This window comes from Nostoc sp. XA010 (assembly GCF_020829625.1).
Classification (GTDB): domain Bacteria; phylum Cyanobacteriota; class Cyanobacteriia; order Cyanobacteriales; family Nostocaceae; genus Nostoc.
On record NZ_JAIVFX010000058.1, the window covers coordinates 1 to 20221 of the forward strand.

The 20221-nt window shown below is 45.5% G+C and carries 30 protein-coding genes and 1 pseudogene; 19 read left to right on the top strand and 12 right to left on the bottom strand.

The window, feature by feature from the left end:
• Both LC608_RS33425 and LC608_RS33430 read left to right on the top strand, forming a co-directional pair.
• Nucleotides 1-284: hypothetical protein (locus LC608_RS33425; RefSeq protein WP_229557670.1), on the top strand; the 284-nt coding region annotated here is incomplete at its 5' end.
• A 106-nt stretch (nt 285-390) separates the two neighbouring features.
• On the top strand, nt 391-1140 hold the full coding sequence (locus LC608_RS33430; RefSeq protein ID WP_229557671.1) for a glucose 1-dehydrogenase: 750 nt from the start codon (nt 391-393) through the stop codon (nt 1138-1140).
• Between the two features lie 195 nt (nt 1141-1335).
• Here the strand turns inward: LC608_RS33430 and LC608_RS33435 are convergent.
• Nucleotides 1336-1440: pseudogene (locus LC608_RS33435) on the bottom strand (IS5/IS1182 family transposase); the annotation flags it as partial.
• Nucleotides 1441-1557: 117 nt separating this feature from the next.
• On the opposite strand from LC608_RS33435, the gene LC608_RS33440 reads away from it, so the two are divergent.
• The 5 genes from LC608_RS33440 (at nt 1558) to LC608_RS33460 (ending at nt 5400) form a co-directional block, all read left to right on the top strand.
• A complete protein-coding gene (locus LC608_RS33440; protein WP_229557672.1) occupies nt 1558-2997 on the top strand; it encodes a SidA/IucD/PvdA family monooxygenase in 1440 nt (479 codons plus the stop codon).
• A gap of 166 nt (nt 2998-3163) precedes the next feature.
• The gene (locus LC608_RS33445; protein ID WP_229557673.1) at nt 3164-4159 is read left to right on the top strand and encodes an alpha/beta hydrolase; all 996 of its coding nucleotides are present in this window, start codon (nt 3164-3166) and stop codon (nt 4157-4159) included.
• A gap of 311 nt (nt 4160-4470) precedes the next feature.
• Nucleotides 4471-4866: a DUF6130 family protein gene (locus LC608_RS33450; RefSeq protein ID WP_229557674.1), complete on the top strand. Its 396-nt coding sequence runs from the start codon at nt 4471-4473 to the stop codon at nt 4864-4866.
• Entirely contained in the window at nt 4863-5006 is a 144-nt protein-coding gene (locus LC608_RS33455) for a hypothetical protein (protein ID WP_229557675.1), read from the top strand. Before LC608_RS33450 ends, LC608_RS33455 begins: the two co-directional genes overlap by 4 nt.
• Nucleotides 5007-5151: 145 nt before the next feature.
• The gene (locus LC608_RS33460; RefSeq protein ID WP_229557676.1) at nt 5152-5400 is read left to right on the top strand and encodes a hypothetical protein; all 249 of its coding nucleotides are present in this window, start codon (nt 5152-5154) and stop codon (nt 5398-5400) included.
• A gap of 3 nt (nt 5401-5403) precedes the next feature.
• Here the strand turns inward: LC608_RS33460 and tehA are convergent, their stop codons facing one another.
• The 8 genes from tehA to LC608_RS33500 form a co-directional block, all read right to left on the bottom strand.
• Complete coding sequence (gene tehA / locus LC608_RS33465; RefSeq protein WP_229557677.1) at nt 5404-6381, bottom strand: dicarboxylate transporter/tellurite-resistance protein TehA; 978 nt, start codon at nt 6379-6381, stop codon at nt 5404-5406.
• Between the two features lie 180 nt (nt 6382-6561).
• Nucleotides 6562-7509, bottom strand: coding sequence for a class I fructose-bisphosphate aldolase (locus LC608_RS33470; protein ID WP_229557678.1), 948 nt, complete (start codon nt 7507-7509; stop codon nt 6562-6564).
• 121 nt (nt 7510-7630) lie between these two features.
• The gene (locus tag LC608_RS33475; RefSeq protein ID WP_267871309.1) at nt 7631-7852 is read right to left on the bottom strand and encodes a hypothetical protein; all 222 of its coding nucleotides are present in this window, start codon (nt 7850-7852) and stop codon (nt 7631-7633) included.
• A gap of 9 nt (nt 7853-7861) precedes the next feature.
• Nucleotides 7862-8890 (bottom strand): phosphogluconate dehydrogenase (NAD(+)-dependent, decarboxylating), encoded by a 1029-nt coding sequence (gene gnd, locus LC608_RS33480; protein ID WP_229557680.1) that lies wholly within the window; start codon nt 8888-8890, stop codon nt 7862-7864.
• Nucleotides 8891-8998: 108 nt separating this feature from the next.
• On the bottom strand, nt 8999-9541 hold the full coding sequence (locus LC608_RS33485) for a hypothetical protein (protein WP_229557681.1): 543 nt from the start codon (nt 9539-9541) through the stop codon (nt 8999-9001).
• A gap of 194 nt (nt 9542-9735) precedes the next feature.
• Complete coding sequence (locus LC608_RS33490) at nt 9736-11025, bottom strand: NAD(P)/FAD-dependent oxidoreductase (RefSeq protein WP_229557682.1); 1290 nt, start codon at nt 11023-11025, stop codon at nt 9736-9738.
• Nucleotides 11026-12010: 985 nt separating this feature from the next.
• Nucleotides 12011-12238: a hypothetical protein gene (locus tag LC608_RS33495; RefSeq protein ID WP_229557683.1), complete on the bottom strand. Its 228-nt coding sequence runs from the start codon at nt 12236-12238 to the stop codon at nt 12011-12013.
• 28 nt (nt 12239-12266) lie between these two features.
• Complete coding sequence (locus tag LC608_RS33500; RefSeq protein ID WP_229557684.1) at nt 12267-12806, bottom strand: hypothetical protein; 540 nt, start codon at nt 12804-12806, stop codon at nt 12267-12269.
• Between the two features lie 64 nt (nt 12807-12870).
• On the opposite strand from LC608_RS33500, the gene cas6 reads away from it, so the two are divergent.
• Nucleotides 12871-13443 (top strand): CRISPR system precrRNA processing endoribonuclease RAMP protein Cas6, encoded by a 573-nt coding sequence (gene cas6, locus LC608_RS33505; protein ID WP_229557685.1) that lies wholly within the window; start codon nt 12871-12873, stop codon nt 13441-13443.
• A gap of 27 nt (nt 13444-13470) precedes the next feature.
• The gene (gene cas4, locus LC608_RS33510) at nt 13471-14070 is read left to right on the top strand and encodes a CRISPR-associated protein Cas4 (protein WP_229557686.1); all 600 of its coding nucleotides are present in this window, start codon (nt 13471-13473) and stop codon (nt 14068-14070) included.
• Between the two features lie 111 nt (nt 14071-14181).
• On the opposite strand, the gene LC608_RS33515 is transcribed toward cas4, so the two are convergent.
• The 3 genes from LC608_RS33515 to LC608_RS33520 all read right to left on the bottom strand — a co-directional run bounded on the left by LC608_RS33515 (nt 14182) and on the right by LC608_RS33520 (nt 16656).
• On the bottom strand, nt 14182-14487 hold the full coding sequence (locus LC608_RS33515; RefSeq protein ID WP_229557687.1) for an HNH endonuclease: 306 nt from the start codon (nt 14485-14487) through the stop codon (nt 14182-14184).
• 214 nt (nt 14488-14701) lie between these two features.
• Nucleotides 14702-14890 carry a group II intron maturase-specific domain-containing protein gene (locus LC608_RS37740; RefSeq protein ID WP_374108484.1) on the bottom strand — a complete coding sequence of 63 codons (189 nt, stop codon included), beginning with the start codon at nt 14888-14890 and terminating at the stop codon, nt 14702-14704.
• A gap of 416 nt (nt 14891-15306) precedes the next feature.
• Nucleotides 15307-16656, bottom strand: coding sequence for an MATE family efflux transporter (locus tag LC608_RS33520; RefSeq protein WP_229557688.1), 1350 nt, complete (start codon nt 16654-16656; stop codon nt 15307-15309).
• A 298-nt stretch (nt 16657-16954) separates the two neighbouring features.
• Here LC608_RS33520 and LC608_RS33525 point away from each other — a divergent pair, with 298 nt between their 5' ends.
• The 10 genes from LC608_RS33525 to LC608_RS33570 all read left to right on the top strand — a co-directional run bounded on the left by LC608_RS33525 (nt 16955) and on the right by LC608_RS33570 (nt 20101).
• Nucleotides 16955-17212 (top strand): helix-turn-helix transcriptional regulator, encoded by a 258-nt coding sequence (locus LC608_RS33525; protein WP_229557689.1) that lies wholly within the window; start codon nt 16955-16957, stop codon nt 17210-17212.
• Nucleotides 17212-17358 carry a hypothetical protein gene (locus LC608_RS33530; RefSeq protein WP_229557690.1) on the top strand — a complete coding sequence of 49 codons (147 nt, stop codon included), beginning with the start codon at nt 17212-17214 and terminating at the stop codon, nt 17356-17358. Before LC608_RS33525 ends, LC608_RS33530 begins: the two co-directional genes overlap by 1 nt.
• Nucleotides 17359-17372: 14 nt before the next feature.
• On the top strand, nt 17373-17579 hold the full coding sequence (locus LC608_RS33535; RefSeq protein WP_229557691.1) for a DUF2997 domain-containing protein: 207 nt from the start codon (nt 17373-17375) through the stop codon (nt 17577-17579).
• A gap of 76 nt (nt 17580-17655) precedes the next feature.
• Complete coding sequence (locus LC608_RS33540; protein ID WP_229557692.1) at nt 17656-17844, top strand: hypothetical protein; 189 nt, start codon at nt 17656-17658, stop codon at nt 17842-17844.
• A 33-nt stretch (nt 17845-17877) separates the two neighbouring features.
• Nucleotides 17878-18285 carry a four helix bundle protein gene (locus LC608_RS33545; RefSeq protein WP_229557693.1) on the top strand — a complete coding sequence of 136 codons (408 nt, stop codon included), beginning with the start codon at nt 17878-17880 and terminating at the stop codon, nt 18283-18285.
• Nucleotides 18286-18309: 24 nt separating this feature from the next.
• Nucleotides 18310-18681, top strand: coding sequence for a hypothetical protein (locus LC608_RS33550; RefSeq protein WP_229557694.1), 372 nt, complete (start codon nt 18310-18312; stop codon nt 18679-18681).
• 61 nt (nt 18682-18742) lie between these two features.
• Complete coding sequence (locus LC608_RS33555) at nt 18743-19117, top strand: hypothetical protein (RefSeq protein ID WP_229557695.1); 375 nt, start codon at nt 18743-18745, stop codon at nt 19115-19117.
• Nucleotides 19118-19219: 102 nt separating this feature from the next.
• On the top strand, nt 19220-19423 hold the full coding sequence (locus LC608_RS33560) for a hypothetical protein (RefSeq protein ID WP_229557696.1): 204 nt from the start codon (nt 19220-19222) through the stop codon (nt 19421-19423).
• A 23-nt stretch (nt 19424-19446) separates the two neighbouring features.
• Nucleotides 19447-19767: a transposase gene (locus LC608_RS33565; protein ID WP_229557697.1), complete on the top strand. Its 321-nt coding sequence runs from the start codon at nt 19447-19449 to the stop codon at nt 19765-19767.
• Nucleotides 19768-19855: 88 nt separating this feature from the next.
• Nucleotides 19856-20101, top strand: a complete 246-nt coding sequence (locus tag LC608_RS33570; protein ID WP_229557698.1) for an IS630 transposase-related protein — start codon at nt 19856-19858, stop codon at nt 20099-20101.
• Nucleotides 20102-20221: the final 120 nt, after the last annotated feature.

Below are 20221 nucleotides of genomic sequence, written 5' to 3' on the forward strand. Positions count from 1 at the left end.
TTCAGTTGGGAGTATTTCATAACTTCTATACGGACGACAAGAATCAGAGATTTCAGCAATTTAGCAAGAATACAGAGGCGATCGCAATGATGGTTTTTACATGGAAAAAAGTTCAAAAATTGTTGCTATGGTTATTTGCATTAAGTGTTGTCTTTGGAATATCAATGCATCCAACACCAGCCATCTCCAAGGGATTACCTCAAGCCTCTAACTCTAAACCTGCGATCGTTCTCGTTCATGGGGCTTATGCTGATGGTACATCATGGCAACACGTCATTCCATAAAGACGATCGCCCTAGCTCCCCAATACGGGCTGACTATTTTTCCTCCTGACTCCACTCTCCATTAGTAACTGACCGCTTTAAACCCAACAATCAAAGGATTAGCATAATGAGAAAACTAGAAGGAAAAATCGCCCTTGTCACGGGTGGCAACAGTGGTATCGGTCTTGCCACTGCCAAACAGTTTGTTGCTGAAGGTGCCTATGTCTACATCACAGGTCGTCGCCAAGTCGAACTGGATGCTGCGGTGGAAGCCATTGGTAAAAATGTTACGGCTGTGCAGAGCGATGTTTCTAATCTGGCAGACCTCGATCGTCTGTTTGCCACCATCAAGCAAGAGCAAGGACACCTCGATATCATCTTCGCTAATGCTGGCGGTGGACAAATTGCCCCACTTGGAGCAATCACTGAGGAACACTTTGATAAAACATTCAACGTAAACGTCAAAGGTTTGCTGTTCACCGTACAAAAGGCGCTGCCACTGTTACCAGAGGGCGCTTCTATTATCCTGAATGCTTCGATTACTTCTATAAAAGGTACGCCAGCTTTCAGTGTTTACAGCGCTACTAAAGCCGCCGTGAGATCATTTGCTCGGAATTGGATACTCGATCTCAGAGAACGCAAGATCCGAGTGAATGCCATTAGCCCTGGTGTGGTTCCAACTCCTGGTTACGATCATTTGGGACTGAATGACCAGCAGTTGCAAGAATTCGTGGACAGCCAAGCCAGCACCATCCCACTGGGACGAGTCGGCACACCCAATGAGATTGCCAAAGCCGTTGTCTTTCTCGCTTCAGATGACAGCAGCTTTGTGAACGGCATTGAGTTGTTTGTTGATGGCGGTATGGCACAGATTTGAAGTCCAAAAGAAGTTAAAGATGAAGCTCATCTCTGTTAATGTTGGCCTGCCGCGTGAAGTGACCTGGAAAGGAAAACCCGTCCGCACTGGAATTTTCAAAGAGCCAGTTAATTCAAAAGTGATGGTGCGTGAACTCAATTTAAATGGCGATCAACAGCCCGATCTAACCGTTCATGATGGTTTAAGACAAAGCAGTTTATGTCTATCTCGTGCTAAACGGCTAAACCGAGCCGTCCATGCAAAACTGCGCTTTACTACCCAACGACGTGGTAGCAACACGAACTTTTTTCTAGCTTCTGGCAGTTGTCCATAACACGTTCTAGCGAATCCAAACCCACGAACAAAAACCTAGTAACAGCTTAATTGTCTACTATTCCGATTTTTTCATCCATCGCAACGATATCTGAGGAGATCGACATGACAACAACGAGCAATTCCGATTTTGCTGCCCGCGAGGCACTACGCCTGCTCGGTCCCGATCCCGAAAACTGGGTACCCGATCGCCCTGGCATCGATCACAATGTCACTATAATAGGTGGCAGCGGCAGCGGTAGCACCTTTGTATTTGCGCTACGACGTGCTGGGATCGGTCGCGTGACGGAGATCGATGCAGCCGATGACGAGGCTCATGCAGGCGTGTGGTTGACGCGAGCGCGGATGAGAACGCTCCGCACACCGAAACATCTGCCTGGTCCAGAACTAGGCATCCCAGAATTGTCCTTTCAAGCCTGGTACGAAGCGCGGCACGGTGCAGCAGCCTACGCCAACATCGATCGCATTGGGCGAGTGGCTTGGGCTGAGTACCTGAGTTGGTATCGGCATTTCCTGGGTATCCAGGTTCGTTACCGGACGAAGTTGGTGCGGATTGAACCAGTCGCAGGTTTCTTCCGCCTACACCTTGAGGTAAACGGTGTCCCACAGGTAGAGACTACGCGCAAAATTATCTTCGCCAATGGCGTGGCTGGCACGGGCGGTCCGTACATACCTCCAATACTGGCTGACTTACCCCCCACGTTGTACGCACATACCGCCGATGCCATCGATTTTGAAGCACTGCGCGGTAAGACTGTGGCGGTGCTGGGTGCGGCGGCTTCAGCTTTCGATGCAGCAGGAGTGGCGCTGGAATCGGGAGCTAAGGCAGTACATCTATTTGTACGGCGATCGGCGATCGTATCTCTGTCAGTCCTTCGGATACGGGATTACCCTGGTGCTTACGACAACTATCCCCAACTACCCGATGCAGCCCGCTGGTTCCAGGCTTGGCACTTTCATCAAGCAGGCACCGCGCCACCCCCCAACTCGATTGAGCGAGCGATCGCTTTCCCGAACTTTCACATCCATCTATCTGCACCTTGGAAATCGGCACGGAAACTGGGTGATCGCATTGCCATCCAGGTGAACGATGATGTTTTCGAGTTTGATTTTGCGATCGCTGGCACTGGTTACTTCGTTGACCCAACAAAGCGTCCCGAACTAGCCGACTTTGCCCAGCATATTGCGCTCTGGCGCGATCGGTACCAACCACCAGAAGGACTGCGCGACGAGGGTTTGGGGGCACATCCTTACCTCGGTAGCGCCCACGAATACCAAGAAAAAGTACCTGGCACTGCCCCTTATCTGAAAGACATTCACATATTTAATCCTGCTGGTTTGGTCAGCTTCGGATTGCCAGTTGGTGACATCCATAGTATCCGCCGCGACGTACCTGCAATAGTATCGCGCATCAGTCACGACTTGTTCTTTAAGGACTGGGCGCATCATGAGGCACGTATCACAGGCGATATTGCCCCCGATTTTGAGGACTCGCTCTATGCTGCTGCGGTGTGGAAACAACCGATCGAGGCAGCGACTTGCTAGGTCGACAACCTTTTCACCAGTAACAAATAATTCCGGCTCTTAAACGATGTCAGTAGAAAGTGATTGCCATTCCACAATCACTGCTGAATCAAGTATCACTGTTAAATCAATTCACTTAACAGTGTCATTTCAACAAATTGTTTACTACTTATCAAAGGAGAATGTCATGGTTGCTCAAATAAACTCGCCAGCAGCAAAAATTTTGGAAGTTGCAGATGATCCACGTCTTTCCAGTGGGGTGAAGGAATTTTTGAAAGTGCTGAATTCAGGAGGTGTACCGCTAGAGACACTCACTGCACCCGAAGCACGTCAAGTACTCGTGGATGCACAGGCTTCTGTTCCAGTAGACCTTTCAGGCATTGAAGAGTCTGAGAAGAAAATTATCGCTGACGGTTATTCGATTACGCTCAATATCGTGCGACCAGAAGGCGTCAAAGGCACATTGCCTGTTTTCATCTTTATTCATGGTGGTGGTTGGGTGTTGGGTGATTATCCAACACACAAACGCATGGTTCGCGATCTGGTTGTGCTTTCAGGGTTTGCAGGGGTCTTTGTCAACTACACGCGCACGCCAGATGCTCAGTACCCACAAGCGATCAATGAGATTTATGCTGCGACCAAATGGGTTGCCGAGCATGGTGAGGAAATTGGGGTGAATGGCAAGAATCTGGCAGTGGTCGGCAACAGTGTCGGCGGAAATATGACAGCAGTCACTGCTTTGAAGGCGAAAGAAAACGGAGGACCACACATCAAGCTACATATCATGATGTGGCCGATCGTCGATGCCGATTTTGAAACGAATTCTTATCATCAATTCGGCAACAAACGGTACCTAACCGCACCCACGATGAAGTGGATGTATGACCTGTACATCCCTGACCCAGAAAAGCGCAAAGACATTTACGCATCTCCCTTACAAGCGACGGTTGAGCAACTCAAAGGCTTGCCTCCAGCATTAATTGTGGTTGCAGAGAGCGATATTTTGCATGACGAAGGCACAGCCTATGGACGCAAGCTCGATGAAGCTGGGGTAGAGGTGACAACGGTGCAGTACAACGGCATGATTCATGATTTTGGACTGCTCAATGGTTTAGCCGAGCTGCCAGAAGTCCGCTCTCTGTTTGTTCAAGCTGCTGCCCAATTGAAGAAACATCTGCAATAGGATGCAATCAATGTTTTTGGGGAAATGAAAAGACGCTCCTCCATCGCTTTGCTGCTTACTGAGTTAGCGTAGGGGAAAAGGGTAAAGCAGAATGGTACTAAGTTAAGACACAGCCCTTGCCGTGACTGCTTCCCAGCCTCCAGGCTAGGAACTAATTCTGAGAGCCTCCGCCTCCAAAGGCTTGATCAGAGGCAGAGCCTCTCGAAATACATTCCCAGCCTACAGGCTGGGAACGTGGTGAAATAAGACTTTCGGCTTATCTTAGTGCCATTTCGATCGTAATACAAACTACTCTCAGGTAATTACCTGCTATGAACAGCCACACACCGAGCGCTAGGGACATTATTGGATCATCACCGTTGATTGCGATCGAAAGCGAAGCACCACCCAAGCTGATTGTCGATCCACCGCTTCCCGAACCACTAGCACAGGGACGTGTCTTCATCCAGTACCGGACGGAGAATTTGCGCGTGTTGCCAGTGTTCGGCAAAAGTGCCCTCGAAGTATCGCCGCGCATCGGTCATATCCACATCACCGTTGACGACGCGCCGTGGCACTTTGTCGATGCCAGTGGGGAAACGATCATTCTGGTCGGACTGGAACCTGGCGTACACAAGGTGCTGATCGAACTAGCTGACCCCACGCACAAAGTAATCACTAGCGAAACTGTGGAGTTCACGCTGCCCGATTTTAAGAAATCATTATGAAAAAACTAGAGGTTTGGGTGAGTTACAACGATCCTAATTACTTAAAACAGCGATTTTCTCTCTCGGATGAGTTGGTGAAAAATATCGCTATCATTGCACCTTTAATCAATCAAGCACTTAGTTCCGCTGATCATAAATAAGTCGCAGAATTAGCACGCGATCGCACCTTGGCGTTTTTGGAACAGCATTTAAGGAGTGGTGTCAAAGTCTGAAATGGGGTGACTACTGCTAGATAATTCGCCCACCGCGATCGCCCTGACAACCAAGATATTACGCAGTTTAAATATGATTGGTGGTGGGTGCATTAATATTGCCTGCATTCCTACTAAAACTATGGTGGCGAGTGCCAATGTGGCAAACACAGTGCGAAACAGTGCCGCTTATGGGGTTAAAACCAATACACCCACCGTTAATTTAGCAGAGGTGATCCAACGAAAACGAGCGGTTGTGCAATCTGCGCGTGAAATGAACTTGCACAATTTAGTTGTTGCAGCCATAAGTTCTACTCCCAATATGTTCTGGAAAAATGAATGATCATTAGCTTAGTAATTTACCCCGCAGCAAGAGCCGCACTGTCCCTAGAGCAATACTGCCGATCGCAATATTTGCGCCAATGAATAGCAGTAGTGCCAATTCTTGCATCACTCCAGTCATGCCGCGTTCAACAAGGCGCAAGGATGCCAGCGACAAGGCGGCAATGCCGAGGGTGAATGCCCAGTAGGAAGCTGTAAAGGGTTGTTGAAATAACCACGGTAGCAACCGCAGTAGAATCAGCGCTTGCAACAGTCCATAACCGAAGAGAAACTGGGCAAAGGCATCAGGCTGACCATTGGTGATACTCAAATAAGCAACACAGCCAACGACAGGGGGGGCAAGTTGAATGCCCAGCGTTGGACGTAGTGGTTTAGGCAATGCTTCTAACAAGTAGAGGCGCTGCATAATCATCGACTCCAGTGCTAGCCACGAAAACAGCCCTCCTCCAAAAAACAACTGGCCCCACTCTCGATAACCGAGGGTACTAGCAACGATCGTACTGACAAAACTACCCGCGACTGTAGAGAGGTAGAGAATGGGTGTAATTATTTCTGGCTTACGTCCTCCCATCCATAGCTGACCGGAACGATACACGCCAAAGCTTAACTGACCAATTGCACCGACAACAAATAATGTGATGGCGATCACACGAGAGTAGGGTGCGATCGCTAGCGCCACAAACATCGTAGACACAGGCACTAATCCGATAAAGCAACACAAAACAGGATGCTCAAATTCAGCTAAGGCATCTGCTCTCGCCCACAGCCATTTACCCACATAAAGCAGCAACAACACGAGCCAGATTGCAATTGTCAACAACATAATTGCTTCGCTAATCCAGGTAGGCAAGTGCCAAAGTTTAGCAGCTACTCGCCAGCAACTACCTAATCCTGCCAAACCCAGAATCATGCCAAAAAAGGAAGCAGGAATGATGGCACGATAATCTTTCAATAGGGTAGGCTTTGGACGTGATTTTCTCATGATCTAGCTTTCCTGGCAGCAGTAGAGAGATGCAAGCGATGAAAAAAGTCAGGCATATTGGGGTGGGGAAGATTGCTTCAAGGTGAGGAGTCGGTTCGTAATAGAGACAACAAACCCAATTTTTAGGCTGTTTTGATCGATTTCGATTGCAAACTCATCAAAACAGTCTTGATAGACAAATTAGGCCAGTGCAGGAGTGCGAATGGGTGCAGACTGTTCACTGTAAATATCCATGATTGTGTTGAGCAATCGCAGTGCATCTGGCTTGGAACGCTGGAAAGAATTGCGTCCGATAATCGAACCAAATCCATGTCCGGCATGAATGGCACGAACTTCATTGAGGAAAGCATCATCACTGTCGATCGGCCCACCCGAAAAAATGACAATCCGCCGTCCGTTAAAGGCACATTGCACCACATGATGCACTCGTTGAGATAATGTTGCGATCGGAATTTGCTCTTGCTCATACACCTTGCGGGCTGCATCCTGTTCGACGTGTTCGTTTGGTAGCTTCACCTTGATGATGTGAGCACCCAATTGAGCCGCAATCTGAGCCGCATAGCCAATCACATCGATCGCTGTCTCACCCACTTTACTTAAACCCGATCCCCGCGCATAAGACCAAATCATCACGACCAATCCATGCCGCTTTGCTATCTCGGCACAGGCTCGAATCTGCTGATACATCTCAAACCGATGGCCTGAACCTGGATAGATAGTGAAGCCGATCCCCACGCATCCTAACCTCAGCGCATCCTCCACGCTGCCAGTGAGTGCTTGCGTTGGGTCTGACTCAGCTAGTAACACATCGTGATCATTGGCTTTTAGAATTAGGGGAATTTCACCTGCAAATTCTCGCGCTCCCGCTTCCAAAAATCCTAACGGTGCGGCATAGGCATTGCATCCTGCTGCGATCGCTAACTCAAAATGATAGCGAGGATCATAGGCTGGTGGATTGGGCGCAAAACTGCTAGCTGGCCCATGCTCAAAGCCTTGATCCACAGGCAGCATGACGACTTTGCCAGTTCCAGCTAGTTTGCCATGATTCAGCAACCGGGCTAGATTAGTCAGCGTTCCGGGATTGTCACTGCCATACCAACTGAGAATTTCTTTTACTCGATGAGTCATTGTGTTTCTCCTAAAATTATTGTTCGGTAAAACTTTTTTCCTTTTCTTTCTCCTCACGACATATCTTGCCAACAGCGTCGGCAAAACCAATGCACCTATTCACCCCCACCTGAACTTGCTCTTACCTGGCAAGGTAGTAATCGATACGGTAAATTTGGCTTGCTTTCAGTACGCGACTGATATTTTCATTTAGGGTGCGAGCAGAATTTAGATCGCGTCCAAATGGTTTTTCAATAATGACGCGCCGCCATTGTTCGTTTTCTTCCTTAACCATTCCAGCTGAACCGAGTTGCGCGATGATGTCGCAAAAGAAGTTAGAGGAAGTTGCTAGACTGAGGTGCAGTGGCGATCATCATGATTTTATCTCCGCCTGCTGTTCTACGTGTCCGCCAAACTGGAAACGCATGGCAGACAACAGCTTATCCGCAAAATCATTTTCGCCGCGTGAGCTAAACCGTTGATACAAGGCTGCGCTGAGTACAGGAACGGGAGTGCCTTCGTCAATGGCGGCTGCGATTGTCCAGCGTCCTTCACCTGAATCAGACACGCGCCCTCCAAAGCCTGATAGGTCTGGTTGTTCCAGGAGGACGATCGCAGTTAGATCCAGTAGCCAGGAGGCAATTACACTGCCCCGTCGCCAAACTTCGGCAATATCAGGCAGATTAAAGTCATACTGATAGTGTTCAGGATTGCGGAGGGGGGTCGTTTCAGCATTAGCCACACGGTTCTGCTTACCCACATTGGCGTGATGCAAGATATTCAATCCTTCTGCGTAGGCTGCCATCAAGCCATATTCGATGCCATTATGCACCATCTTGACAAAATGCCCCGCCCCATTCGATCCGCAGTGCAGATAGCCTTCTTCAGCCGTACCGCCCACCTTTTCCCGTCCAACAGTACGCGGAATATCACCCCGTCCGGGAGCTAATGATTTAAAAATGGGATCGAGATACTGAACCACCATCTGAGATCCACCAATCATCATGCAATAACCCCGCTCCAAACCCCACACTCCGCCACTGGTTCCCACATCTAAGTAGTGAATGCCCTTTTGTATCAGATCATTTGCCCGTCGAATATCGTCAATGTAGTAAGAGTTGCCGCCATCAATTAAGATGTCGCCGGAATCTAGTTTTGCAGCCAGTTCCTTCACCATCTGCTCGATTGGTTCTCCGGCTGGCACCATCAACCAAATCGCACGAGGTTTATTGAGCTTCTGGACAAAATCATCCAAGCTGTAAGTGCCGATCGCCCCTTCTGATGCAAGTAGTTTCACTTTGTCAGGTGTGCGATTGAACACCACACATTCATGGTTGTTTTGCAGCAGTCGCCGAACAATGTTCGCACCCATACGTCCTAGACCAATCACTCCCATCTGCATAATTTTTCTCCAATGTAATTCTCGTTTGCATAGAGCCGATTCTGATTAGAGATAAGATTCTGGTTCATTAACAGAACAGCAATATTTCATCCTTCCTGCTCAAGTACATCACCTGTACAAAAGGGAGGCGATGGGCTTAAGCCTCACCAGAGGAGATCGCAACTCCGTTCGATGTATTGTTTTATCGATTGATTTCTCAAATGTATATAATTGTGAGTGACCCGTTCTAGTTGGGGCTGAGATGACAAATCGACTCACCCCTTGCTCCCACTTTGCGGTTGCATCAACGGTGTAAGGACTAGCGGTGCCAAACTGGTTAAGGCTGCTGGGTGGAGGGGTGAAAACCAGATGAAACTTACTTCCGCGATGGTAACCGCTAATTTGAGCAAAGTTCTCACCATCATTAGACTTCAAACTTCCGTACAGTTTGCCGGCAGGATCAATAAATACGAGTATCTGCCCCTGAGAACCGACAGTACGGAAGGTTCCCGTCCAACTGCCCCGGTAGGGAAGTACATAGTCTTGAGAGGAATTTGGTTGAGCTTGGCTTTGGCTGACTCTAAGCGCGAAGAGAGGCTGCGAGCCTAGCAGTCCAATCATGCCAATCGTTAAGATTCCACCAACCAATCGTTTTGTTGTTCGTGTCTTCATCAGTGGTTCTCTTTAAATAGATGATTGATCAACTGTCAATCTGTCAGATTCCCTGTAACCATAGGGTTCTGAGGTGATAGTGGGAATCTCTTCAAAGTTTTTGCTTGGCGGCGGTGAGGAGGTTGTTCGCTCTAATCCAGTGGCATACACAGATGAATGAGCGATCGCTCTCGTTGTTCAACCGAAGAGAGAGGCTATTTTGCGGTGGTTTCTGGCTTCATCTTGGGTCTGTGATAGCGATAGAAAGTTTCTTCCCTCAGCCATTCTGTGGTTGCCTTAAAGTCATGCAGTGGGGTGGGCAGCATTTCCAAATACACTGCACTGCGAATTAGATCGCCAAGTTTGCCAGTTATCTGCACTTTGTCAAACAACCTTGCTACCCCATTTCCTAAACCCAATTTCATTAGCGTACCCCGAAGACTCACATGGGCTGGGCTAGGGGATGCTCCTTTAGCAAGGGCAATCAAATTGTGAGCAATGCTCGCACCTTGCTGATATGCCACCTGGGCTAGAGCCGGTAAGGGTTGTGGCTGCACGTCCGCGCAATCGCCTGCGGCAAACACTTCTGGAAAATCCAGCAGTTGCAGAGTTGAGGTGACAAGCGGTAGCCCATGTTTATCCAGGTGATCTGCGCGAATTTGGGACTTGAGATTTTGGATGAGTGGGTTCACGGCTGTCCCGGCTGTCCAGATGGTGGTTTGAGTCAACAGCGTTTTTATCTCAGTGCTGTTGGCAGGTTGATACTCCAGGTGGTCTTGAGCAACCGCTTTCACCCCTACGCCTAGTATCAATTCAACAGGTACTGTTCGAGTTTTGAAAGCTTGGAGAGCCTCTTCCTGCAAACCCGCGTTGACATCGCCTGCGAGAATCGTCTTGCCATGATTGATTAAGACAATGCGAATCTGACGAATATCGCCGCCGAGTTGGGCGTACCAGTCGGGTAACAAATTTGCCAGGGTTGCTGCCATTTCTACCCCTGTCGGGCCTGCCCCAACGACAGCAAACGTGAGGAGCGATCGCCGTTGTGTTTCGTCATCCGTTTGGCTAGCACGTTGCAAGCATTCTCGTAACTGGCGTTCCAGAGCGATCGCATTCTCTTGTGTCCGAAATGCGAATGCGTTTTTTTGTGCGCCCTCTGTTCCTAAATAACCCTGAATACTGCCAACAGCTAAGACCAGATGATTATAGATATAATCTGAGCCAGAAGCTAACTTAAGACGTTTTTCTTGCAGGTTGATCGCCACTACTTTGTCCTGTACAAAGTTGATATCACTGCCTTGCAGCAACTCTTTATAAGTTGGACAAACGACATCTTCTGACAATTCACCTGTCAATAGTTCATACAACATTGGCTTGAAGACAAACCGTTCTTGTGGATCAATCAAAATAATTGAGCGCAAGTCTTGTTGATGACGCAGATGCAACGCTGTAAAAAGACCTGCAAAGCCTGCTCCGATAATCATTGTGGGGCAAGAAGAATTCATTTTAGGAAGTGGTTAATAAACAGCAGCAAGCAATTTAACCAACGGCTTAACAATGTCGCTCTCTTTGCTCAATTAAAGATGGGTAAGCAATCAACTACGATCGCCACCGATAGCAACATCATGTAAATGATCGAGTACTTGAATAACGATCTGGCCAACTCCAAATCTGAGGGAGACTGCATTAAAAACCAGATTTTATGAACAAAAATGTTTCCTAGGGCGATCGCAAACAGTAAGGCATGATGAGGCTATATCCGACCCGATTGCAACGGACGATGGCCTGTGCGTTCCATGTCATAAAATTATCCTCAACGAAATATTGATTGAGATTACTGACTCAATTAGTAGATGATCTAAGCTGTTTGAAATACTGAGAAATTATTCTGTTGCCAAAAGACCATGAATAAGAATCAATAACACAGTTGATCTGACGATGACGTAAAGCCATCGTGCTGTTGCCAAAACGCGAACATTGATGCGAGCAATGTACACTTTTTTAGATATATCAGGCAGGAATTGGGAAATATCAGGTCACGGTCAAAGCTCACTGCTACTGTATGTTCAACATCAGCGTTGAGAATACAACCCTCTTTTTACCCTCTTTGTGTCAAGTAAACTGAAATATTGCAACTAAATTGCTCTCAATATTTACCTAAATTAAATATATGCAATTAACTCTAACTTGTCGTCCACTCAAAGTTGAAACTTTTGTACAATACAATGATTGATAAATCAGTCCATCTATCAATGTAAGGTTGGCTCCAACTAAGGTTGGAATCTAAATTCATAATAAAGTTCAATACCTTAGCCAATTTACGAGGGTTCAACGCCTGTGGAAAGGGGATGAATACGTCCGCGCATAAGTGAGCTTGGCAAAAATTTGGGCTAATAAAATAGGCTCAAGCTTTTGAGGAAGTATTTTTAACATTTCACGAACAAGGGTTTTGTTGTCTAACCTAGATAATGTGAAATAAACCCAACTTTCTCACGCCATCCACTCAGTCCACTGCGGCGCATCTGTCACCAGTTGAGCAAACTTCTCTGGGCTTGCATCCTCAAATTTCAGTATCACACCCAAACGCTCATCAACCGTTAGGGTACTGAGTAATTCTTTTACCGCATGAACCCCATTCTCTATACGTTCCATTGCTAACTGAGCGTAATATTTAACCTGTTGCCACCAAGAATCACTGAGTTCTGTATCTGTGTCCATACCCCCCCGATTATTATCTCCATCTTCATTAATGGGGGGTGTGGACGGAGATGAAGAAGGCATGGGGGCAGGGGCGCAGAGGAGATACTTGTACTAATTTTCCCCTCTGCGCCTGTGCTCCCCCGTCCCGTGTTATTGATTCCTGCCATAGACTTCTGCCCCTCTGCTCAACACCATACTGAGCTTGCATTCTAGCAGCATAAGCCGCCTTTCGTTCTTGCTCCTGGTAGCGTTTTCTTTCTTTCTCCTCCCTCTGCCGTTGCCGATAATCCAGCACCTTCTGGATAAACTCGACATCAAGAGTATTCAACCGATAATACCGAATCCTCTGCCCATCCTCCATTGGTCGCCGCGACTCAGTAGACAAACCCAGTTGCCAGAGGAATTGCCCCAAAATCCAAACTGGAGACTCCGATAGCGGGATAGTAAGATTGAGAATTCCCTTAACGTGAGAGGCATTGCGTTTGGAAAACTCAGCCAAAGCCTGAATCATCGCTTCGTCGCCTTTAATCTCAACGCCAGCCATCAGATCCATCAACACAGCCCTGAGTCCAAGCCGATGACGCACTAATGCCGATACTGCCTTAGCTGAACACTTACATCAACAAAATACTTTACCGTTAACACTGGCAATGCAGTATGTTTCTCCACAAAAGATGCAGTTGAGAATTACCTTGTTGAAAAAAGAACTGCTAGCACCTTTACTTTGGGGATTAAGTACCAACCTCGGAGAGTCAATCATGCTGGCAGGCATACCTTGCCAATTGGGGAAGTGGATAGATATCGTGCAAGTTAGTAGTTTTGAAAAACTAGTACAGGTAACAACCCAAAACGTAATTGAGTTGCGCTTTCTTTCACCTACTAGCTTCAAGCAAAATCGAGGACTACAGCCTTTCCCACTACCAGAATTGGTTTTTAATAGTCTATTGCGCCGTTGGAACACATTTGCTCCATTAGAACTCCAATTTCCCGAAGTCGAGTGGAATGGTTTAGTTTCTGCCTATGGCCTAAAAACCCATGCCTTAAAAATGGGAGGTGGAGCAGAAATTGGTGCCCAAGGATGGGTAAAGTATCGATTTTTAGATTCCCAACAAGCAAGAATAGCCACAATCCTAACTCATTTTGCAACATTTGCAGGAGTTGGGCGCAAAACAGCGATGGGAATGGGGCAAGTGAGATTGGTTGAATCCGGCTCACGGGACTGAACTAAAAATACGCATTCAAAAGAAAATATGAATGAAGATTACTTACCTTTGGCATACCTCAATGCCAGGGAATATTGTCCACGCAGATTTTACTTAGAATATGTGTTGGGCGAAATGTCAGATAATGAGCATATTATTTTGGGTCGCCACATACACCGCAATATCAATGAAGAAGGAACACTCCAAGAAGGAGAGATGCTAATTCATCAGCAACAGTGGGTGTGGAGCGATCGCTTAAAGGTCGCAGGTATCATTGATGCAGTTGAAGAATGCGATGGTCAGCTTGTCCCTGTGGAATATAAAAAAGGGAAGATGGCACAACATCTTAATGACCATTTTCAACTTTGTGCAGCTGCTTTGTGTATAGAAGAACGTACCGGACGCAGCCTTCCTTACGGTGAGATTTTTTATCACACTAACCGCAGAAGACAGACAGTAGCATTTACACCTCAACTACGGCAAATGACTGAGCAAGCGATTGTTCTTGCTCAACTTGCATCTCAAACAATTATGCCTGCTCCAATTGATAACACTAAAAAGTGCCTTTCATGCAGTTTAAAAGAGATTTGTCTGCCTTTTGAAGTTAAACAGTTACGAGGCTCAATAACTCCTGAAACCAATGATTAATTTCATCAGGAGTATAAATTAAACTCAACGAGGTTGGTGACAACCTCGTTGGTCTTCAAAACCGTGCATGAAAGTTTCCCTTCACACGGCTCCTCAATGGTTTGGTGCTTGTCACGCATACCTCATTACCCATTTTTCCTCGACTTTTTCAAGTTTTCTGGTGGGCTTAGGCTCGGCACTATTACAGCCAGATTTTGTGCCAGGACTGCCATCATTGGCTGTCTTTGTGTCGTGGCAATGTCTGTGTAAAAGTTGAAGATTTTTATACTCATCCTTTCCACCTTTTGATTTTGGGATGATATGGTCAACTTCCATCACATCGTCTTCGCGGAAGAACATTTCGCAGTGGGTACACTTCCCTTTTTGCTTTTTCAGGAGCTTTGACACTCCGATTGGCATTTCTGGGTTGTTCCCCATTCTTGTACTCCAGTAAACCAAGTTTCCTTCGTATGGTGACGATTCGCCTTTGACTTTCACATGACGCACTATTGGAGTGGCGGCATAGTAACCGACGTGAGGTTAAACCTTCCTCGCTGGTTGCGAATACCCAGTTATTATTGCCTATGGTTTACCAATATTTTCTTGATACCCATTTCCCGTTCTTATTGGGATGGCGGCGTTTTGCCCAAGCTCATAACTTTTGGTACGTGAGGTTATCCATATCTGTGTAAGCTACCTTACTTACCACAGTCGCGTAATAGTTAGCCCATCCCCTAATGATTGGGTTTAGATGTCTGATTAGCACCGTGCTTTGATTTCTGAAAAAAACTACGAGATAATACTTAGGGATATCTCTGTCTAACAGCGAACAATAAAGCATCACTTCAGGCACATCAAAAGATGGGTATGTGCAAGATGGCAGAGTTCATCTATGAAGACACTGAATTTTTGGTATTCGCGTATAATGGCTAACTACTTGATGGGTTTAGGTGATTCGAGCGACGCGTAGCTTGCCGCCGTAGGCATCGCTACTAGCGCAAGGGGCGTAATCCGAAAACCAATGAGCCAACGACAATTCCAGCAACCATTGAAGCTAATCCCTTCTCCTAGTAGCAGGTCTGAATTCCTGACTTTTTTGTTCTAAATTCTGAATTCTTTTTCAATCTTGTAGCTGTTGAGCTGAAGCAGAATGCTCATACGATTAAAGTAGCTAGCCATTCTCACAATTAGTTCAAATTTACAAGTGATATTCAGCCGTGAGTTCACTAACAGCTACAGATAATTCATTTGTGTCTCTCAGTAATTAGTTGTTCTGGTGCTAAAGCGCCAAGTCAAGATTATTGCAGCCAGGGCTAAACCAATAGCCAATCCCCACCAAAGACCAATAGCTCCATAGCCCGACGTGATTCCAAAAGTATAACCAGTGAGTAAGCCAACACACCAATAAGCAAAAATTCCAATCAACATCGGGATTCGAGTGTCTTTAAGTCCGCGTAATGCTCCCGCCGCAGTCACCTGCACACCGTCAACTATTTGAAAAATCGCTGCCACTCCCAGCAATTTCGCTGCTAGGGCAACCACCTGTGCATTGTTCTGGTCATTAATGTCAATGTAAAGAGAAATAATCGACTTTGGCACTAACCAAAATGCAATGGTTGCTACAGCCATAGATAAAGCTGCAATGGCAATGCCTACATATCCAGCCAGACGAGTGCCAGCTAGGTCATTTTGTCCGGCTAACTGCCCAACACGAATTGTTGTCGCAATAGAAACGCCCAGCGCAATCTGGAACGACATAGAAATAGTTTGTAAAGCAATTTGATGAGCAGCAAGGGCATTTGTTCCTAATTGCCCGATCAAGAAAGTGACGACAGTGAAGAGTCCTACTTCTACCGCAATCAGTCCACCGATGGGCAGCCCAACCTGAAAAATCTCGCCAATGATATGGCGATGTTCTAAGGTAAAAGCTTTGTAAAATGAGGGTTGAAAAATACCATATACTGCAAATTGAGGTTGATTACATATATAAACTGTCAAAGCAACAAACATACTCCAAAGTGAGAATGTGCTTGCCCAACCGATACCAGCTAAACCCATTGCTGGAAAACCTAGCTTGCCAAACATCAGCACATAGTTAGCAGCGATGTTGAGCAAAGTACCTAAAACTACAGTCACCATCACTAATTGCGGTTGCAACAGAGCAGAAAGAAAACTTTTAAGTACCGCAAAGCCTAAAGCAGGAATGAAACCCAGTGCGATCGCTCTTAAATAAGTCTGTGCTAATGCTGCTGTGTTAGCATTCTGCCCTAGCAGCAGGAGTAAACTACCTCCATTGCAAAACAGTAAAGCAATCGGTATTGCTAGTATCAGAGATATCCCTAGTCCCAGCCGTACAATTGTCCCGACTTTCTCTTGATTTCCAGCTCCGTATGCTTGGGCAGCTAAGGGACTAACAGCAGAAACAATACCAGTAAACAGCAGCAGACAAAAGCCAAAGATACTAGCTCCTAAACCTCCAGATGCAATGGTCTGACTTCCTAGCCAACCCATCATTACCGTATCCACAAAACCAGTTGCTCCCTGAGCCAGTTGTGCCAAGGAGAGAGGTATCGCTAACAAGAGACATTTCTTTATTTCAGAAAACATAATAACCCGATGGGAAAAACAGAGGGTTTTTGAAAAATGTAAACCTGAGAGTGGAAATGTTGCTTTTTTGAACTAAAGCCTTTGCTGTAACTGCCATGTGCGTAAAGAGTGAAATACGGATTATATAGCAAGCAATCGCCCTGGCTCAATTCATGCTACTAATAGTTGCAATAATTACTTATATTCGTAAATTAATAGTTGCATAATATGACTAGCCAATCAGAAAACCAAGAGGTCGTAATGTTACCGCAAGAGTGAAGTGGGGTCTATTAGGTGGACAGATGCGCGTGGGTATAAGATGCGTGCATTACGTGGCGATATGCCATTGGTAACTTTGTCCAAAAAGCTTGCTGAACTAGAAGTAGAGATTTCTCGCCAGTATTTGAACAGGATGGAGACAAATACAGAAGTCAAAAACGCTTCTCCAGAGCTTGTTAGTGGCTTATGTCAAGTATTTGGCTGTACCTTAGCTGAATTACTATGTTTAAAATCAACCAAAATTGTGCAATTAGGGGTTGATAAGCGCTGGGCAAAGACTTTTTCAGCAATAAACTAATGCTGGCTTATGGTAAGCATTTGGTTCGTGCCAAAGCTGCCGAGTTACAAGAAAAGTTTGGTGAATGTGCGATCGCACAAATTACTAACGGAAGTGTGCAAACTCTACGCCTAACCTTTGCCGGACATCAAGAAGTTAAACAGTAGACACGGAGATAAACATGGAACGTTCAATACTGATTCATTTCGACAGCGCTACAGGTTCAGTTCGAGTGGAAGCGGAAGGTTTTGAAGGGTTAAGTTGTTTATCGGCTACGCAACCATTTGAAGAAGCTTTGGGAGTTGTGGAGGGCGATCGCGCTTATAAAGAAGAGTCAGCCCCACAAATTCGTAACACTAACACCCAGCAACAGTATCAGCGCCAGTAGTTAGTAATCAGTAGTCACTGCTACCCCTGGTTTTGGTCCGGCCCCTACATTGTGGGGTGATTACAAGAGGGCTGGCATGAAAGAACGTCATACAGGGGGAGCGATCGCACTATTTTTCTGGGTTTTGGATCTGACTACTACCTTCGTTGGCCGTAATCCCTTCCGCTACACTAACCCAGGTTTAATCCTGGCTTGTTTTGCTTACAATGTAGCCTCAATGATGGCAGGCGAGATTGGTTACAACATTTGGAAACTTACTAAATAAGGCAGGGGAGCAGGGAGCTTTCTAGCAGGGGAGATGGAAAAACAACCTATAAAGAGCCACGAAGATTTAGAAGTTTATAAAATGGCATTTGATGTATCTATGCGAATTTTTGAGCTTTCTAAAACTTTCCCAGTCGAGGAAAGGTATTCAAAAACTTTTCAAATTCGTAGATCCTCACGCTCGGTCTGTGCAAACATGGCGGAGGCATGGAGAAAAGGGAGGTATGAAGCAGCATTTGTAGCTAAATTAAATGATTATGTTCGCGGAGCGTGTCGTAGACAGGCAGAAGCCGCAGAAACTCAAACATGGTTAAAGTTTGCTGTGAAATGTAATTACCTCAATGCTGAAACAACTAGAGAGCTTTACTCTACATATAACCGAATTCTAAGCATTTTAATCACAATCATCAACAATCCATCCCCTTGGATTATAAAGCGTTAATTACTCATTACTTCAACCCAAGTCATGGAGATTGCGGCACAATCACCAGTTGGTCGAGCAGTTTATTACGGGGGTGTTAATCAATGGTTCCCTATGCCGCAGCTAAAAAACTTCTCTGGCTATGACCGGGATACCAAACAGTTTGTTAATTCTGCACCCAGCGATCAACATTCTTCTCATGTCGAAACTAATTCATCAACCACACCAACAACCCAAGCTCAACAGATGTTGGCACTTTTGGAGAAAACGAAAGCCAATTCCATTGATGAGTTTATCCAAACCGAGTTGAAATTAGACGGAGTTCCACCAGATTTAATCCGCTTAGGAATTGAAAGATTACTTCAAAATTCTCATATAAAGTACAAATTCGACGGTTGCAATAATAATCAAAATTAAAATTTGGAGAAAAATATGCAATCAGTTCTTAACTTTTGGTCATCACTACGGCATACCTTGCTTGCTTGTCGGTGCGCCCTGCTCTGGTAAAAATGTTTTTGCCAGCCACGCTATTAAAAACCTCAAACAACAGCGACCCTCTGTTACTGTCTATGTAATCGACATAAAAGGAGATCCCAAAGAAAGCCACTACTATGCTTGCGCTGATTTTCTGCGAATTCAAAGTTTTACCACTGTTAATACCGATTGGTCTGTAGACCAGTTAGTAGCGTGGATACAGCATTGTTTTACTGAGTTTGAGTCTATTGAGGGCGAAAAATTACTTGTCTTGTCAGAGAGTACATTAACTTTTCATTTCTTTGCTCAGAATAAAAGCAATAGAACTTGGCTAGCTAATAAAATCATCAGCTATTTAAGCTTAGAGCAAGTCATGTAACAACCTTGCCTTTTTTGAGCCAAAAATGCTTTCTCAGTAAGCTTTCTAGATAATAAATTGTAAAAGTTGTTTCTTGACAGGCTCTAAGCGTTCCAGAAGGTAATGGTGAAGACAAGTGATTGGAAGCGATCGTTGACGTTTTTTGGGTTGAGTGATTGGGGACTAAAAACTCTCACAGGAAAAGTGATTACAGCTTCCGGAGTCAAGCCCACTGTTAAGGTGATATGGCCAAGAGATAACTTTTGGATTTATGGTGCAATTGAACCATTGACTGGAGATCATAATATTATGAATATCCAAAACTAGATGGCAAGTGTTTTCAAGAGTTTTTGGACTGGCTATCTGTGCAATTAGGTAGTGATTACGCTATTTTACAGATTGATCAAGCACCTGCTCATACAAGTTCTGCAATTGTTTGGCCAGAAAATATTATTCCTCTGTTTCAACCACCATCGGCTCCTGAACTCAATCCTATCGAAAGACTTTGGCAAGCTCTCAAGAAACCTCTCAAAAATCAACTTTTCTCTTCTTTACAAGCTTTACGCGAACGCATCCAAGAGATATTCGACCAACTTACATTTGAGCAAGTAATTTCTGTCTCTTCTTATAACTTTATCCTAGAAGCTCTTTTCTATGCAGCTTCATATTAAATTGGTATAAGTTCATTGGTATTTCCTAAGCTATACAGCACTTGCGTCTATTATGAGGTACACTAGGTTAAAATATAAACACTTTTAAATGAAGTCCTACTCTGTCGATCTTCGAGAAAAAATAGTTGCAGCACATCTTGAGAAAAACATCTCAATCAGGAAAGTTGCTAACATATTTTCCGTTTCAAAGAGTTTAGTACAAAAGCTTGTAAAACAACAAAAAGTTGAAGGAAATTTACAATCCAAGCCGCGAGGAAAGCCACAATTTAGTTATTTAACAAATGCTGACACAGAGTTAAGGGAATTAGTTGAAGCACATCCAGATGCAACGTAACTGTTCACAGGATCTGAAACGCTACAATCAAAAATGGGTTACTGAGATGGTAGATTAAAATGCATGGATGAAAACTGCCTCGCCTACGGAATTGAAATTTCGGATTCAGATTGGGAAAAA

Bases quoted from the DNA above. Each gene is read 5' to 3' on its own strand.
- LC608_RS33430 (WP_229557671.1), top strand. From the start codon at position 391: ATGAGAAAACTAGAAGGAAAAATCGCCCTTGTCACGGGTGGCAACAGT.
- LC608_RS33440 (WP_229557672.1), top strand. From the start codon at position 1,558: ATGACAACAACGAGCAATTCCGATTTTGCTGCCCGCGAGGCACTACGC.
- LC608_RS33445 (WP_229557673.1), top strand. From the start codon at position 3,164: ATGGTTGCTCAAATAAACTCGCCAGCAGCAAAAATTTTGGAAGTTGCA.
- LC608_RS33450 (WP_229557674.1), top strand. From the start codon at position 4,471: ATGAACAGCCACACACCGAGCGCTAGGGACATTATTGGATCATCACCG.
- LC608_RS33455 (WP_229557675.1), top strand. From the start codon at position 4,863: ATGAAAAAACTAGAGGTTTGGGTGAGTTACAACGATCCTAATTACTTA.
- LC608_RS33460 (WP_229557676.1), top strand. From the start codon at position 5,152: ATGATTGGTGGTGGGTGCATTAATATTGCCTGCATTCCTACTAAAACT.
- tehA (WP_229557677.1), bottom strand. From the start codon at position 6,381: ATGAGAAAATCACGTCCAAAGCCTACCCTATTGAAAGATTATCGTGCC.
- LC608_RS33470 (WP_229557678.1), bottom strand. From the start codon at position 7,509: ATGACTCATCGAGTAAAAGAAATTCTCAGTTGGTATGGCAGTGACAAT.
- gnd (WP_229557680.1), bottom strand. From the start codon at position 8,890: ATGCAGATGGGAGTGATTGGTCTAGGACGTATGGGTGCGAACATTGTT.
- LC608_RS33485 (WP_229557681.1), bottom strand. From the start codon at position 9,541: ATGAAGACACGAACAACAAAACGATTGGTTGGTGGAATCTTAACGATT.
- LC608_RS33490 (WP_229557682.1), bottom strand. From the start codon at position 11,025: ATGAATTCTTCTTGCCCCACAATGATTATCGGAGCAGGCTTTGCAGGT.
- LC608_RS33495 (WP_229557683.1), bottom strand. From the start codon at position 12,238: ATGGACACAGATACAGAACTCAGTGATTCTTGGTGGCAACAGGTTAAA.
- cas6 (WP_229557685.1), top strand. From the start codon at position 12,871: ATGCAGTATGTTTCTCCACAAAAGATGCAGTTGAGAATTACCTTGTTG.
- cas4 (WP_229557686.1), top strand. From the start codon at position 13,471: ATGAATGAAGATTACTTACCTTTGGCATACCTCAATGCCAGGGAATAT.
- LC608_RS33515 (WP_229557687.1), bottom strand. From the start codon at position 14,487: ATGGGGAACAACCCAGAAATGCCAATCGGAGTGTCAAAGCTCCTGAAA.
- LC608_RS37740 (WP_374108484.1), bottom strand. From the start codon at position 14,890: ATGCTTTATTGTTCGCTGTTAGACAGAGATATCCCTAAGTATTATCTC.
- LC608_RS33520 (WP_229557688.1), bottom strand. From the start codon at position 16,656: ATGTTTTCTGAAATAAAGAAATGTCTCTTGTTAGCGATACCTCTCTCC.
- LC608_RS33525 (WP_229557689.1), top strand. From the start codon at position 16,955: ATGCGTGCATTACGTGGCGATATGCCATTGGTAACTTTGTCCAAAAAG.
- LC608_RS33530 (WP_229557690.1), top strand. From the start codon at position 17,212: ATGCTGGCTTATGGTAAGCATTTGGTTCGTGCCAAAGCTGCCGAGTTA.
- LC608_RS33535 (WP_229557691.1), top strand. From the start codon at position 17,373: ATGGAACGTTCAATACTGATTCATTTCGACAGCGCTACAGGTTCAGTT.
- LC608_RS33540 (WP_229557692.1), top strand. From the start codon at position 17,656: ATGAAAGAACGTCATACAGGGGGAGCGATCGCACTATTTTTCTGGGTT.
- LC608_RS33545 (WP_229557693.1), top strand. From the start codon at position 17,878: ATGGAAAAACAACCTATAAAGAGCCACGAAGATTTAGAAGTTTATAAA.
- LC608_RS33550 (WP_229557694.1), top strand. From the start codon at position 18,310: ATGGAGATTGCGGCACAATCACCAGTTGGTCGAGCAGTTTATTACGGG.
- LC608_RS33560 (WP_229557696.1), top strand. From the start codon at position 19,220: ATGGTGAAGACAAGTGATTGGAAGCGATCGTTGACGTTTTTTGGGTTG.
- LC608_RS33570 (WP_229557698.1), top strand. From the start codon at position 19,856: ATGAAGTCCTACTCTGTCGATCTTCGAGAAAAAATAGTTGCAGCACAT.